Source organism: Oceanobacillus halophilus, from assembly GCF_003628505.1.
Lineage (GTDB): Bacteria > Bacillota > Bacilli > Bacillales > Amphibacillaceae > Oceanobacillus > Oceanobacillus halophilus.
The window spans coordinates 162,480-177,138 of record NZ_RBZP01000003.1 but is presented as its reverse complement, the minus strand read 5'-3'; the positions used below and the strand labels follow the sequence as shown (position 1 = coordinate 177,138).

General features: G+C 39.8%; 11 protein-coding genes. 2 read left to right on the top strand and 9 right to left on the bottom strand.

The genetic code is table 11. The annotated features are described in order from the left end of the window. The first annotated feature begins 5 nt into the window (after positions 1 to 5). Positions 6 to 1,028, top strand: coding sequence for a plasmid pRiA4b ORF-3 family protein (locus D8M06_RS07175; RefSeq protein ID WP_158591751.1), 1,023 nt, complete (start codon positions 6 to 8; stop codon positions 1,026 to 1,028). A 133-nt stretch (positions 1,029 to 1,161) separates the two neighbouring features. Here D8M06_RS07175 and D8M06_RS07170 read toward each other — a convergent pair whose 3' ends face one another. From D8M06_RS07170 to D8M06_RS07160, 3 genes are read right to left on the bottom strand one after another with little or no spacing between them, the layout of a single operon-like run. Next, positions 1,162 to 2,622, bottom strand: a complete 1,461-nt coding sequence (locus D8M06_RS07170; RefSeq protein WP_121203726.1) for a CoA-acylating methylmalonate-semialdehyde dehydrogenase — start codon at positions 2,620 to 2,622, stop codon at positions 1,162 to 1,164. Between the two features lie 34 nt (positions 2,623 to 2,656). After that, entirely contained in the window at positions 2,657 to 3,787 is a 1,131-nt protein-coding gene (gene ald / locus D8M06_RS07165; protein ID WP_121203725.1) for an alanine dehydrogenase, read from the bottom strand. 39 nt (positions 3,788 to 3,826) lie between these two features. Further along, positions 3,827 to 5,182 (bottom strand): aspartate aminotransferase family protein, encoded by a 1,356-nt coding sequence (locus D8M06_RS07160; protein WP_121203724.1) that lies wholly within the window; start codon positions 5,180 to 5,182, stop codon positions 3,827 to 3,829. 199 nt (positions 5,183 to 5,381) lie between these two features. On the opposite strand from D8M06_RS07160, the gene D8M06_RS07155 reads away from it, so the two are divergent. Then, on the top strand, positions 5,382 to 7,040 hold the full coding sequence (locus tag D8M06_RS07155) for a PucR family transcriptional regulator (protein WP_121203723.1): 1,659 nt from the start codon (positions 5,382 to 5,384) through the stop codon (positions 7,038 to 7,040). A 349-nt stretch (positions 7,041 to 7,389) separates the two neighbouring features. Here D8M06_RS07155 and D8M06_RS07150 read toward each other — a convergent pair whose 3' ends face one another. The 6 genes from D8M06_RS07150 to D8M06_RS07125 form a co-directional block, all read right to left on the bottom strand. After that, the gene (locus tag D8M06_RS07150; RefSeq protein WP_121203722.1) at positions 7,390 to 8,625 is read right to left on the bottom strand and encodes a Zn-dependent hydrolase; all 1,236 of its coding nucleotides are present in this window, start codon (positions 8,623 to 8,625) and stop codon (positions 7,390 to 7,392) included. Positions 8,626 to 8,646: 21 nt separating this feature from the next. After that, positions 8,647 to 8,865, bottom strand: coding sequence for a hypothetical protein (locus D8M06_RS07145; RefSeq protein ID WP_121203721.1), 219 nt, complete (start codon positions 8,863 to 8,865; stop codon positions 8,647 to 8,649). A gap of 16 nt (positions 8,866 to 8,881) precedes the next feature. Continuing rightward, a complete protein-coding gene (locus D8M06_RS07140; protein ID WP_421904208.1) occupies positions 8,882 to 10,303 on the bottom strand; it encodes an NCS1 family transporter in 1,422 nt (473 codons plus the stop codon). Positions 10,304 to 10,472: 169 nt separating this feature from the next. Then, on the bottom strand, positions 10,473 to 11,888 hold the full coding sequence (gene hydA / locus D8M06_RS07135; protein ID WP_121203719.1) for a dihydropyrimidinase: 1,416 nt from the start codon (positions 11,886 to 11,888) through the stop codon (positions 10,473 to 10,475). A gap of 50 nt (positions 11,889 to 11,938) precedes the next feature. After that, on the bottom strand, positions 11,939 to 13,207 hold the full coding sequence (preA, locus tag D8M06_RS07130; protein ID WP_121203718.1) for an NAD-dependent dihydropyrimidine dehydrogenase subunit PreA: 1,269 nt from the start codon (positions 13,205 to 13,207) through the stop codon (positions 11,939 to 11,941). 29 nt (positions 13,208 to 13,236) lie between these two features. Further along, on the bottom strand, positions 13,237 to 14,610 hold the full coding sequence (locus D8M06_RS07125) for an NAD(P)-dependent oxidoreductase (protein WP_121203717.1): 1,374 nt from the start codon (positions 14,608 to 14,610) through the stop codon (positions 13,237 to 13,239). Positions 14,611 to 14,659 lie beyond the last annotated feature (49 nt).

Below are 14,659 nucleotides of genomic sequence, written 5' to 3'. Positions count from 1 at the left end.
TCTATATGCTTATACAAGCTACCAAAAAAGTACTCGACTTTTTAAAAATAAAACCGGAACCCCCAATAGATAATAACCCACTTTTCTCCTGGCATGCCAATTTATTAACGCTGGAACGGAAAAAGGCGTTAGTACTCGTAAATGATAAAAATCGCTATACGATTGTTTTATACGGGTTAACTAAGAAACATCTTAAAAATCTCGATGAATTAATTAGGGAATCCATTCGAATCACCTTTCGTAAAGAGGGATTTCAAGAAGATGTTATCGAACAGTTTATCGAGCACTCACCTGCCATTTCTTTTACCAAAACAAAAGATCGAACAACGGTTTCCCGCTTAAATAAATCGTGTGAGACTATCTACTTTTTGGATGATTATCTCGATAGGAATTCTATTGCCCAACCAGTACTAAATATGCATGCAAGCCGTTTTTTAGTGGGGCATGGGAAGAATCATTATATCGACCCTAACCGTGAATTGTTCCATGATTTAACTGCTTTTTCAGGAAAAGCAGTTGTGCAGACAAAAGCGGTACAAATGAAAATTACTTTAGACGTAGGCCAATCAGATATTTGGCGCCGTCTGGTTGTCCCTTTAAACTACACATGGGAACAATTGCACCAAGCCATTCAAATATCTTTTAAATGGGAGGATATTCATTTACACCAATTCCATATTCCAGAACAACCGGCAAGGATTTCTGCAGACACTAGCCTGTCAGCATATATTCCACAACATCAGTCATTTATGTATATTTACGATCCAGGTGACAACTGGGAGCATCGTATCCTAGTAGAAGATATGATCGAGAACTATGACAATATGTTCCCTGTTTGTCTGGAAGGTGAAGGAGATACGCCACCTGAAGATGTAGGGGGAGAAGGTGGATATGCTTATTTGTTGGAAGTTCTGGAAGATAAACATGACCCTGAACACGAACATATGAAAAATTGGTATGAAATGCAAGGGGACCGTACTTTTGATTTGGAAAAAGTAAACCTATTCCTAAAGAGCAATTTCTTTTAGATGCCTATTGATAACACGCGCCTTACATCGAAAGTTTAAAAATCACGTAAAATCCACATCCTTATAGAAAAAGGAAAAAATCAAACACCTGCCGCTTCATCTGAGGTGTTTGATTTTTTTATGAATACTTATATTAAACCCACTTCGTCGTAATGACTTTCTTCCTCGTGTAAAACTGCAATCCATCTTTCCCATTTGCATGCAAATCGCCATAGAAGGAATCTTTCCATCCAGAGAACGGGAAAAATGCCATTGGTGCAGGAACACCGATATTGACCCCAAGCATGCCTGCATCGATGGTTTCTCTAAATTTGCGAACACTTCCACCATCTTTTGTGAATATACAAGCTCCATTGGCGAAACGGGATTGGTTCGTTAAATCAATGGCATCTTCTAAATTTTCCACACGAGCAATCGAAAGTACCGGTGCAAAAATTTCATCCTGCCAGATCTTCATTTCCGATGTAACGTTATCAAAAATGGTCGGTCCCACGAAATAACCCTCTTGTTTCACTGCTTCATCTTTTCTTCCGTCCCGAACCAGTTTTGCTCCTTGCTTTTCGCCAGTTTCAATATATTTAAGAGTTCGTTCTTTATGTTGCTCCCGTATAACTGGACCTAAGAAAATACCTTCATCTAAACCATTACCAATTTCAATTTCGTTCGCTTTTTGCGTAAGCAGGGAAATGAATTCATCCGCAACGGATGCTTCTACCGCTACTACAGATGCCGCCATACACCGTTCTCCCGCAGAACCAAAGGCAGCATTCATAATTTGCGTCGTTGCATTATCCAAATTTGCATCACTTAATACGATGGAATGGTTTTTCGCTCCTGCTAGAGCTTGCACGCGTTTCAGATTATCTGTACCACGTTTATAAACATATTCTGCCACAGGCTGTGATCCAACAAAGGAGATGGCCGCTACTTTCTTATGATCTAATAGGCCATTCACAACATCATGTGCCCCGTGGACAATGTTAAATACACCGGCAGGAAGTCCCGCTTCCTCTAATAACTCTGCTAAACGATTAGCTAAAAGAGGAGTCCGTTCAGACGGCTTCATAACAAACGTGTTCCCGGTTACAATTGCCATCGGAAACATCCAGCATGGCACCATCATCGGGAAATTAAATGGCGTAATTCCACCAATAACACCTATTGGATAACGATACACACCAGACTCCAGGTCTGTTGCGATCGACGGAAGTTGTTCTCCCATCATTAACGATGGTGCACCCGCAGCAAACTCTACATTTTCGATTCCTCGCTGTACTTCCCCATAGGCCTCTGTATAATTTTTTCCATTTTCAATTGTAATTAGCTTTGCAAGTTCTTCCCAATTGTCAACTAGTAATTGCTGATATTTAAATAAAATTCGAGCTCTTCTTGGTACAGCTACTTCTTTCCAAGACTCAAAAGCTTCCTCGGCCACCTGTATCGCATACTCCACATCCTCTTGAGTGGAGATCGGCACGTTTGCAATCACTTCACCAGTCGCTGGATTATAAACAGGTTCCGTTTTATCTGTCTTTGCTTCGATCCATTTTCCGCCTACATAGTTTTTCAATTCTTTTACGGTTGTTTGTGTCAATTCAAAATCCTCCCTATCCTTTTGCATTTTCCTATCAATATACTTTCTGTTTCATATTTAATAGGTTACTAGCTTTACTGTACTCTAGGCCGTGAGCATCTGCTACAGCTTTATAAGTAACGTATCCTTCCATTGTGTTGATTCCTTTATATATAGCTTCTTCTACACTGGCCTTCTTAATTCCTTTATTTGCTATTTTCAAAGCATACGGCAAGGTTACATTCGTCAGGCCAAGGGATGCGGTTTTCGGTACTGCGCCAGGCATATTGGCTACTGCATAATGAATAACTCCATGTTTTTCATAGGTTGGATTATCATGGGTCGTAATCCGGTCACTCGTTTCAAAGATTCCACCTTGATCAATCGCAACATCCACAATGACGGACTTAGGTTTCATTGCTTTAACCATGGATTCTGTTACTAGTTTCGGTGCCCTTGTTCCAGGTATCAGCACTGCGCCTATCACAAGATCTGCTTCGCTAACCGACTCAGCAATATTAAATGGATTGGACATCATGGTTTGCAGTTGATTCCCAAATAATTGATCCAATTCCCGTAAACGGTTGGCACTCAAATCAATAATCGTTACATCCGCGCCTAAGCCAAGAGCAATCTTAGCTGCATTCGTTCCTACTACGCCTCCACCAATTATCGTGACCTTGCCTCGATTGACACCTGGAATTCCACTTAATAAGATTCCTTTTCCACCACTTGTTTTTTCTAAAAAACGGGCCCCTATTTGGGTAGCAATCCTTCCTGCAACTTCACTCATTGGAGACAGAAGCGGGAGTAATCCATCCTTTTCCTGAATTGTTTCGTAAGCAATACTTGTCACCTTCGCATCTACTAATGCTTTTGTTAATTCAGACTCTGCAGCTAGATGCAAAAATGTGAACAAAATGAGCCCGTCACGAAAATACATATACTCTTCTGGTAAAGGCTCTTTAACTTTCATTACCATATCTTGATTCCATACTTCCTCCCTGGAAGTAACCAAACGGGCACCTGAGTTTTGGTAGACCTCATCTGTAAATCCTGACCCTAAACCCGCTCCTCTTTCAATCACAACCTCATGCCCTGCCCCAACAAGTGCATCCACACCTGCTGGCGCAATGGCTACACGGTTTTCATTATTCTTGATTTCTTTTGGTATCCCTATCCTCATGAATAATCCTCCTCCCTATGTTTCCTATAAAATATTTATCTATTTGTTTTCATTGAATACTTTCTTCAATACGGCAATAATAAAATCGATATCATCATCCGTACTGGATAACGGAGGGCTAAGTGCCAAAATATTATTATAGCCTGCTACGGTATCTCCATTTTTTCCAATGATTAATCCATTATTTTTACACGCTGCTATCAACTTACCTACTCGCTCTTTTGATGCAGGTTTCTTCGTCTGTTTATCTTCCACGATTTCAATTCCTACAATCATCCCTAATCCACGTACATCCCCAACAAAATCAAGATTCTGTAATTCAGCCAGTTCATTTAATAAGCGATCACCGACCTCAGCTGAGCGATCAAATAGATTTTCTTTTTCCAAAATCTCAATGTTTTTCAATGCTAATGCACAAGAGGCTGGATTGCCGCCAAATGTATTTACATGGCGAAAATGACTATTTTCCTCACTGTCTTTAAAAGCATCATAAATATCTTTTCGAACTGCTGTAATAGATAACGGCAGATAAGCACTTGTCAAACCTTTAGCCATGGTGACCAAATCTGGTTTTACCTGGTAGTGCTGATGACCAAAAGCTTTCCCTGTTCGGCCAAAGCCGCAAATAACTTCATCGATGATCAACAGAACACCATGACGTTTACAGATTTCCTGTACCTTTTCCACATAAACAGGATGAGGAATTAATACGCCACCTCCTGTGATGAGTGGTTCCATGATGACTGCTGCAATGGTTTCTTCTTGTTCCCAGATGATTGTCTCTTCCATATCCCTTGCTCGCTGTATATTATATTCTTCTATCGACATTCCTTCAGGTTTGCGATAGTTATCAGGTGGGGCAACATGCAAAAATCCAGCTGAAAGTGGTTCGTATTTATATTTTCTTAAAGCCTGACCCGTAGCAGATAATGCCCCCATAGAACTCCCATGATAAGCACGATAGCGTGAAATGACTTTATGTCGAGTTGTCTCACCATTTTGCTGATGATACTGCCTGGCCATCTTAAATGCCACTTCATTAGCGTCGGATCCACTATTGGAATAAAAAATCACATAATCTCCACCGAGCAATTCATTTACTTTCTCTGCCAATTCAATGGCGGGTTCATGACTTTGTGTCATGGGTACGTAAGCCATCTTCTTCAATTGTTCATAAGCCGCCTGTGCCAATTCTTCACGGCCATACCCTACATTGACACAATAAAGTCCTGACATCCCATCCAAATAACGATTTCCTTGATGGTCCGTTATCCAAGAACCTATCCCCTCTTCCACAATCATTGGCGGATTCTTTTCACTATAAGGGGAAATATGATGCCAAACATTCTGACGATCCCTTTCTACTAAAGATTGCTTTTTCTTAACAGATTCCATCCATACCTTCTCCTTTCCAGACTTTAAGCATTAACAAAATGTCCAGTTTCAAAACCACAGTTACTTTTGTTCTATTTATATTTGACATAATTTTTAGTATATTACATAATTTATTGTATAATGTTTTTCGTATGGAATCATTTTACATAGTGTCAAATAATTACTGCTTTACTTTTACGATATGAAGGGTGGTAAATAGATGGAGAAATGGAGTATTCGAGTAAAAGATATTCTTTCCAGGGATTTATTTAAAAATGCGGTCGTCGTGTCTGGAAAAGGCGGATTAAACCGTGAAATTAAATGGACACATATATTAGAATCGGGTGATATTGAGTCATTTATTAATGGCGGGGAGTTAATCCTCACGACAGGTTCTGGAATTGCCTTTGATGCCCCAGAGGGAATTACGCACTTAGACAAATTGGTAAAAAAGAATGTAGCTGGTGTCGTCATTGAGTTAGGAACCCATGTTAAAAAGATTGCACCTGAAATCATTCAATATGGAAATGATCATAACTTGCCACTAATTACCTTCAACGAAATTGTCAAATTCGTAGACATCACGCAAGACCTCCACACAGTAATTGTTAATCATCATCATCAAATGCTGAACCAACTCTACACATTTTCAGAAAAAATTAACGAACTTTCTTTATTGCCAAATGGCATATTAAAGATCTTAAAAGAATTACACACACACTTTCATGCACCTGTCCTATTCGTTTCTGATGATACAAAAGCCCATTACTACCCTCCAAAGATTAAAAGCCAAACACAATCCATTCATACACTAATCAAAAAAACCATAAAACCAAGTCCCTATAAAAGCTATGTATCGGACAAGGATCACTACACGATTTTTCCAATTAGAGGTCTTGGACATACCTGGGGATATCTATGTTTGCAAATGAAGTCTGAATCATTAGATGAGTTTTCCTTTTCCGTAGTAGATCGTGCGGCATTGGCCATTGCGCAAATTATGCTACGAAATAAAACAATAGAAGAAAGAAAGCAAAACCAAGAGGAAGAGATTGTCAGAAGTATGGTAAAAGGGAAAAATGTGGATGCAACAGAGGTCCAGAAGATATTACCCTCTCCAGCAAAAAACTTATACTATCGATTATTCCTAATTAATATGAACTCCCATCATGTAAGTACGAAAGAGGACGATTGGGAAGAAGTAAAATTACAGCAAGCTATAATTATTCGATCCTTATTCCGCAAAAACGGATTTGTTCCGGCTGTATCGGTAGGTCGTAATGAAATTGCCATTATTGCTGCTTTTTACATGCAAAAGGATGCTCAAAAAGATACAAAGTCATTCAGCGATATTCTCCTTGAACTGAAAAACATTCAGCAAATAAACATTTTCAATGGGAAGAAATGTACATTCGGAATCAGCAATGTCCATCATGATTACGCATTTTCTCCTATCAGCTATAAAGAAGCCAAAGATGTCATACTCATTCAGAAAGCTAATTTAATAGAGACATATTTTTATGAAAAAATTGGTGTCTATCGGTTGTTATTAGAAATGTACGATAACGATAAATTACATGAATTTATTCAAGATTATATAGGGCCTATTTTAAGGTACGATCGAGAGATGAAAAGCGAATTGCTGTTGACACTATCTGTCTATTTAAAATGTATGGGTTCCAAAAAGGAAACAGCCAATCAATTATTTATCGTTCGACAGACCTTGTATCATCGTCTGCAGAAAATAGAAGAGTTATTAAGGACAAATCTAATGGAACCAATCAATCGACAGGCAATAGAACTGGCATTGAGTGCATATTATCTTTTACAATATACATCGAAAAAGGAAGAATACACTAATACGAAGCAGTTGGGATAAGAAGTGCAGGTATGAATTCTATCCAATTAGTTAACAAAAATTCATCATGCAATTGTCTCTACTAATAGATTAGGAACGCTGTTTACCATCCCACAAAAAGGTTGTTGCTTTTAATTGTTTGTATAGAGTGCGGATATCTTTCATTCAGAATAATGCTCTGTCTCCGCTACGGAAATACACTACGCTTTCCGCGGGGAGGCTGAGGCCGTGCCCGTGGAAAGCGTAGTATTCTGCTGTATCGAATGACAGCAGAATACATTCATAAGTGTAATCGAGAGCTAGCTATTCTGAATTAAATAAATCAAGAGTTTCTATCAACTCCGAAATAACGTGAAACAACCACTACTACTTAACTAGTAGTCATATCCAAAACCGTCTGCAAAACAACATTTACGCCTTTTTCACAATCCTCCCAGGAGGTTAACTCATCTTCCGCATGACTCTTTCCATTCACACTTGGAACAAAAATCATAGCAGCAGGTAGATACGTTGCAATAAATTGTGCATCATGACCAGCACCACTAGGCATACGCTTATAAGAGTAATTCAATGACTTACAGGATTCTTCCAAAGAGTTTACTAGTTTATCACTAAACCATACGGTGTCACGGTCCCATAACTTAGTTGCAGTAACCTCACATTTCTCTTTTCCAACTGATTCACTAAGCCCTTGAATAATGTCTTCCACTTGACTGATAGTAGCCGCTTCTTTGTGACGTGCCTCAATAGTAAAAACAACTTTATTCGGAATAACAGTATGAATATTCGGACTTACATTCATTCGACCAATCGTATAAACAAGGTCACTATCCAATTTACTCATCTTTTCACGTATTTCATTAATTAAGTTATTCGCTGCAAATAAGGCATCCTTTCGCATTGGCATTGGAGTGGTTCCTGCATGATCGGAATCTCCAATTACTTCTATCTCATAGCAGCACATACCTACCACACATTCGACTACCCCGATATCGATAGACCCATTCTCTAGCACAGGACCTTGTTCCACATGCAATTCCAGAAAAGCTTCTGCTTCTTTTAAACGATTTTCTTTACTTCCCTCATATCCACTAACCTTTAATGCTTCTTCAAATGTCACACCATGCTTATCGGTGGACTTCAGCATGGCACCTTTATCAAATCGTCCAGACATCACACCAGAAGCCATCATAGAAGGTTCAAATCTTGCCCCTTCTTCATTTGTAATATTAGCCACCACTACAGGAACCTGTGGCTTAATATTATTCTCGACCAGGGTTCTTACAATCTCTAGACCTGTTAAAACACCTAATACCCCATCAAATCTACCACCTTTTTCGACGGAGTCTAGATGCGAGCCAACAACCACTGGCGGCTTGTCATTATCTATTCCCTCTAAGGTTGCATACATACTCCCCATGTCATCCCATTTTACCGTCATTCCCAGTTCTTCACACACAGATTTGAAATGATCTCTCACTTTTATATCGACTTCAGATAATGCAAGACGGGTGACACCATTATTTTCTGTTCTTCCGAAATCTGCAAACTCTTCCACTGTTTGTTTGAGTCTTTCCCCATTTATTAATAGCTTTTGTTTTTCCATCGTATCTCCTCCCTGCAATGTTTATTGTTTTTGAAGTTGGCGCTTGATCAACAATGTTGTGATATATTTTCTAGCGTCCGCATTTCTGAGCAGGATGGACTGCTTTTCTCCTGTATTCTCTTTTTCCAGCTCCACGCTATCTCCATCCAACGTACCTACAACTGCGGTAATTTTATATCCATTTTTCACATACTCATCAATCCGTTGCTTTTCTCTTAAAAAATCTTGGTAACTTGACAATGAGATACCTCCTAACTTATTTAGCTACCACTTCATCTTTTTCCAGTTCCTCATCAATAACCCAATCCCGGCCTACCGTAATGCCAAGATATTTATCATCATCCGGATCGATAATTTCTGCTTGTGGGAATTTTTTAATGTACCAATATTTCGTCAATACATAGTAAAGAACTGCTGCAATGACAAAGCCAACGATAAAGGAGTAAGTCATAAAGAATGTCGCAATAACACCACCGATTGCCCATGAAATAAATCCAACCATATTGATTCCACCATTAAATCGATATTGCCCACTATTTCTATATAAATCTGGAACATTTATTCTTCGTTTTCTTAACAAATAATAATCCGCAAACAAGATTCCACTTACTGCGGATAAGACAGCACCAATAATTAGGAGAACTTGTGTGAGTATTTCAAAGACACTCCACGGCTGGATGATGGTTCCAACAATACCAGCAACAAATACGGCAACTCCATGAGATACTTTCGGTCCAAGAACATTGGAGAAAACAGCTGCAGCTGGCAATACATTAGCAGCAGTATTCGTAGACCACTGTGTCAATACAATCATGAATAATAAAGTAGCAAGCATCCAACCTGAGGCCGTTTCTTGTAGCGCAGTAACCGGGTTAGAGGTTCCTGCAACCATAAATGCGGCTGCTCCAATCATGATCATAAATGCTTCGGTCAATGGCATGGCAATCAAACTGCCTACTACGGTTGTTTTATTTCGTTTAAACCAATTTCTCTCATACTTCGGTGCTTTGAAATGTCGGGAGATTGTCGGAATGTCACATCCTAACGTCGCCCAAAATCCCATGTTTGCAAAAATAACTACCATGAAAGCTGTAACTGCAGCACTTCCAGTAACCGGACTTGCCACCCAAGCCCACACTTCTTCCCCTTGTGCTTTAACTTCCGCAGTTAGCGTGCTATACATAATTAAAGAAATGACGACAATAATAGGTGCAGCAAGATCAGCGAATCGTTCTATCCATTTAATTCCAGAAGCTGTATTAATTAATTGAAAAAGCGCAAACACGACGTAACATAACAGCCAATTGTCAAAACCTGGAAACATGATGTTCAGAATGGCATTAATAGCCGTTGAACCAAAATACGTATTAAGCCCAAACCAGAAGGATGCCGTAACAGCCCTCGTAACAGAAGGAATATGGGTTCCCACTGTTCCAAACGGTGCTCTCATATAGACGGGAAAGGAAATGCCGTGTTCCACACCGATATCTCCTATAATCGAGATAATCCCACCTATCAATAGACAACCTACTAATGTCGCGATAACAACCCATAGCAATGAGATGTTCTGGATCCCTGATGCCCCAATATCAAAGGTTGCAAGAAGAATTGCCATCCCAACCCACATAGCAAAGAAACCCATTACTCCAATCTTTCGCTCATTATGCTTTACTGGCATTAAATCTGGAGACTTCAAATAAGAACTGCTTTTCCCCTTCTCCTGCAATATTATCGACCTTCTTCCTATAAATTTTTTAAAGAGATAGACCATCCCTGTTTTATATAAAATCCGAATAGCTGCTTAATTTCTAGAATTCATCAAGCAGCTACGGATTAAGATCGATTGTTTATATACTTTCTACCTTTTGGTCTTCTTGTGTAACCGTGTTGAACTTCTCTCTTTTTAGGAATTTCCCAGTTCCAGGTTTTGCAACCAATTCTTTATCTTTGATCACATACTCTCCACGGGATAAAACCGTTACTGGTTGACCAGTGATTTTCATTCCTTCGAGCGCGTTGTAGTCGACAGCCATATGGTGCGTATTAGCTGATATCGTCCGTTCTACGTTTGGATCAAATAAGACGATGTCCGCATCTGTCCCCGGAGCAATGGTTCCTTTTTGTGGGAATAAACCAAATAATTTCGCAGTTTGCGTCGAAACCATGTCTACAAATTGATTCAGAGATATACGCCCTTTTTTCACCCCTTCCGAAAATAGAACACTGAAGCGGTCTTCAACAAACGGTCCACCATTAGGAATCTTCGTAAAGTCATCTTTTCCTAAATCTTTCTGACCATCAAAATCAAAGGAACAATGATCAGAACCAATTGTTTGTAATTCTCCACTTTTCAGCGCATTCCAAAGTACTTCCTGATTGGATTTATCTCGTAACGGTGGGGACCAAACATATTTAGCCCCTTCGAAATTAGGCTTTTCCATATATGTTTGATCAAGTACCAAATATTGTGGACAAGTTTCTCCATAAACAGAGAACCCTTTACTGCGTGCTTCGGCAATTTGCTCTACCGCTTCTTTACACGTGACATGCACAACATATAACTGGGAATTAGCTAATGCTGTTAACTTAGCTGCTCGCCCTGTCGCCTCTCCTTCTAGTTCTGGCGGACGTGTTAAAGCATGATAGATTGGTTCTGTATTTCCTGCTTTTAACGCTTCCTGGGTCAAGTATTCAATCACATCCCCATTCTCGGCATGGACCATGACCAAGCCTCCATGATCTTTTGCAGTAATGAGTGTTTGAAACAGCGTTTCATCATCTGCTTGCAAAACATTTTTATAAGCCATAAACACCTTAAAGGAAGTAACGCCTTCTTCTTCTATAATGGATGGGATTTCCTGCAACACAGTCTCGTTTGCTTCCACGATTTGTAAATGGAACCCATAATCAATCACCGCTCGTCCTTCTGATTTGGCATGCCACTTTTCCAATGCACTCTTTAATGTCTTGCCTTTTTCCGTTAGACAAAAGTCAATAATTGTAGTCGTCCCTCCATGCGCAGCAGCAATGGTTCCACTTTCAAAATCATCTTTTGTTACCGTCCCACCAAAAGGCATCTCCATATGGGTATGTGGGTCAATGCCTCCAGGAAATACGTAGAGGCCTGATGCATCAATAACCTCTGCATATACATCACTTAAGTCATTGCCAATTGCTTTTACTTTTTCATTCTCAATTAAAACATCCGCCTGATACGTATCTGCTGCTGTCACTATCGTTCCGTTTTTTATTATTTTTTTCATCCATGATTCCTCCTATCATAATGCTGTATTATTGATTTTCACCCAAGTAATTAGCGCCTTTCCAACATCTGAATAGCAGCCTGACGGTCATTCCAGGACATTGGCGGTTCAGTTGGAGTCAGATCAACCATATCGATAGCACCATCAACTGGACAGACGATGGAGCATAGATTACACCCAACACAATCATCTTCTCTTACTCGCAAGATGTCATTTCCATTTCCATCTTTTAACATATCGATACACTGATGAGATGTATCTTCACAGGCAATATGGCATTTATTACAATTAATGCATACATCATTATTAATTCGAGCAACTAATTTATGATTTAAATCCAGTTCGCTCCAGTCTGTGTACTTTTCAACCGATTTTCCAATAATATCACTTAGGGAATCAATTCCCTTTTCATCTAAATAATTTTCCAATCCTTCGGTTAAATCATCGATAATACGGAATCCATGGTGCATTGCTGCAGTACAAATCTGAACACCACCCGCACCCATCAGCATAAACTCAACGGTGTCCTTCCATGTAGAAATACCACCTATTCCTGATATTGGGATATTCACTTCCGGATTCCTAGCACATTCACCAACCATATTTAAAGCGATTGGCTTCACAGCAGGTCCACAATAGCCACCATGTGCTCCTTTTCCATTCACATTCGGGATAGTATTCCATGTATCTAAATCAACACCTATTAAGCTATTAATGGTGTTTATCAAACTAATGGCATCTGCTCCACCTCGTGCAGCTGCCTTTGCTGTTGCTGTTATATCCGTAATGTTTGGCGTAAGTTTCGTAATAACTGGAACTTCAGCCACTTCTTTCGCATACATGGTAGTCATCTCAACTAAATCAGGATGTTGACCAACAGCTGCCCCCATCCCTCTTTCAGACATTCCATGAGGACAGCCAAGGTTTAACTCGAATCCATCAACTCCTACATCCTGGACCCTTTTTACAATCTCATGCCACTTCTCACGTTCAGGTTCAACCATCAAAGATGCAATGATTACCCGATCGGGAAAAAGTTTCTTTGTTTCATAGATTTCTTTCAAATTATCCTCAATAGGACGATCGGATATCAGTTCGATATTGTTAAAGCCAGCAACTCGTTGTCCATTGAAGTGACTTGCACCAAAGCGAGAGGTTACATTTAAAATCGGCTCTCCTAATGTTTTCCATACAGCCCCACCCCAACCCGCTTCAAATGCACGCTGTACTTGATAACCTGTATTTGTTGGGGGCGCAGATGCTAGCCAGTAGGGATTTGGTGATTTGATTCCAGCAAAATTAATACTTATATCAGCCATTTACATCCTCCTAATCATAAAACAGTCGATTATGCACTCTCTGTTACAGATTCTTTGAGACGTTCGTGGATTGCCAATGCTGTATCCTTACCTTGCTGTGCCGCGGATACAACCATTGCTTCGCCAACCCCTTTTCCAAATATCACATCTCCTGCTGCGTACACTTTTGGGTTCGATGTTATAAACGTCTTTGGATCTGCTTTCACAACTCCACCATGATGTTCCAAACCAAAAGCTTCAATAATGGCTCTATGTCTCGTTTGACCAATGGCTTTTACTACAATGTCTACATCCAGCACGAATTCAGATCCTTTTATCTCTACAGGGCGTGGTCTCCCGTCATCACCCGCATCTTGTAATTCCATTCGCACACATTCCATCTGCTTCACATGCCCATTTTCGTCACTAATCAGACGCTTTGGATTGGTCAGCCATCTAAATTCTACGCCATCTTGTTTGGCAAACTCATATTCAAAATCATAAGCAGTCATTTCTGCCTCAGTTCTCCGGTAAAGAATTTTTACATTTTCAGCACCAAGTCTAACGGATGTTGTGGCACCATCAATGGCAGTATTTCCGGCACCAATGACAGCTACCCGTTTACCAGCAAACTCCTCTATATATTCACCATTTTTGGTCCTTTCTACCAAGTCAATGGCATCATAAATTCCCTCCAGGTCCTCGCCTTCCATTCCTAAGTCAGGAACTTTCGACATTCCCACAGCAAGAATAACGGCATCGTATTCTTCTGCAAGTTCTTCCGCCAAAATATCCTTGCCAATTACAGTATTTGTTCTTATTTCCACTCCCAAATTCTTCACTTGTTCTACTTCCCATATAGAGATATCTTTCGGCAGACGGAAAGGAACAATTCCAAATGTATCTAAACCACCTGCTTCGCTTTTAGCTTCAAAAACCGTTATTTCATATCCTAGACGTGCTAACTCGCGTGCAGCTGACAATCCAGCAGGTCCACTTCCGACAATAGCAACCTTTTTACCGTTGCTTTTACCAGCCTCAAACAATACTTCTTCATTTTTAATTGCCCAATCCGTAGCAAATCTTTGCAAATCACCAATCGGAATCGGTTTGGTAGAGTGATTTAATACACAAGCACCCTCACACAATTCTTCTGTTGGGCAAACGCGTGCACAACTGGCTCCAACAGGATTCGCTTCCATGATTGTTGTAGCTGACCCCTTCAAATTCCCAGATGCAATCTTTTTAATAAAACCTGGGATATCAATCCCTGTTGGGCAGGCTGTAATACAAGGTGCGTCATAACAATATAAACACCGATTTGCTTCATCTAATGCTTCTTGAGGATTAAAACTCGGCTTGGACTCCTCGAAGTTTTCGTTAAGTACCTTACCTGATATAAGATTCTTTAATAAATCGCTCAATGATAAACCTCCTTTAAAGCATGTATAAAAAAGAGAAAGTTACTATTAC

What these genes read in the sequence shown, in the direction of transcription:
- D8M06_RS07175 (WP_158591751.1), top strand. Translation starts at nt 6, where the DNA reads ATGCTTATACAAGCTACCAAAAAAGTACTCGACTTTTTAAAAATAAAA.
- ald (WP_121203725.1), bottom strand. Translation starts at nt 3,787, where the DNA reads ATGAGGATAGGGATACCAAAAGAAATCAAGAATAATGAAAACCGTGTA.
- D8M06_RS07160 (WP_121203724.1), bottom strand. Translation starts at nt 5,182, where the DNA reads ATGGAATCTGTTAAGAAAAAGCAATCTTTAGTAGAAAGGGATCGTCAG.
- D8M06_RS07155 (WP_121203723.1), top strand. Translation starts at nt 5,382, where the DNA reads ATGGAGAAATGGAGTATTCGAGTAAAAGATATTCTTTCCAGGGATTTA.
- D8M06_RS07150 (WP_121203722.1), bottom strand. Translation starts at nt 8,625, where the DNA reads ATGGAAAAACAAAAGCTATTAATAAATGGGGAAAGACTCAAACAAACA.
- D8M06_RS07140 (WP_421904208.1), bottom strand. Translation starts at nt 10,303, where the DNA reads ATGCCAGTAAAGCATAATGAGCGAAAGATTGGAGTAATGGGTTTCTTT.
- hydA (WP_121203719.1), bottom strand. Translation starts at nt 11,888, where the DNA reads ATGAAAAAAATAATAAAAAACGGAACGATAGTGACAGCAGCAGATACG.
- preA (WP_121203718.1), bottom strand. Translation starts at nt 13,207, where the DNA reads ATGGCTGATATAAGTATTAATTTTGCTGGAATCAAATCACCAAATCCC.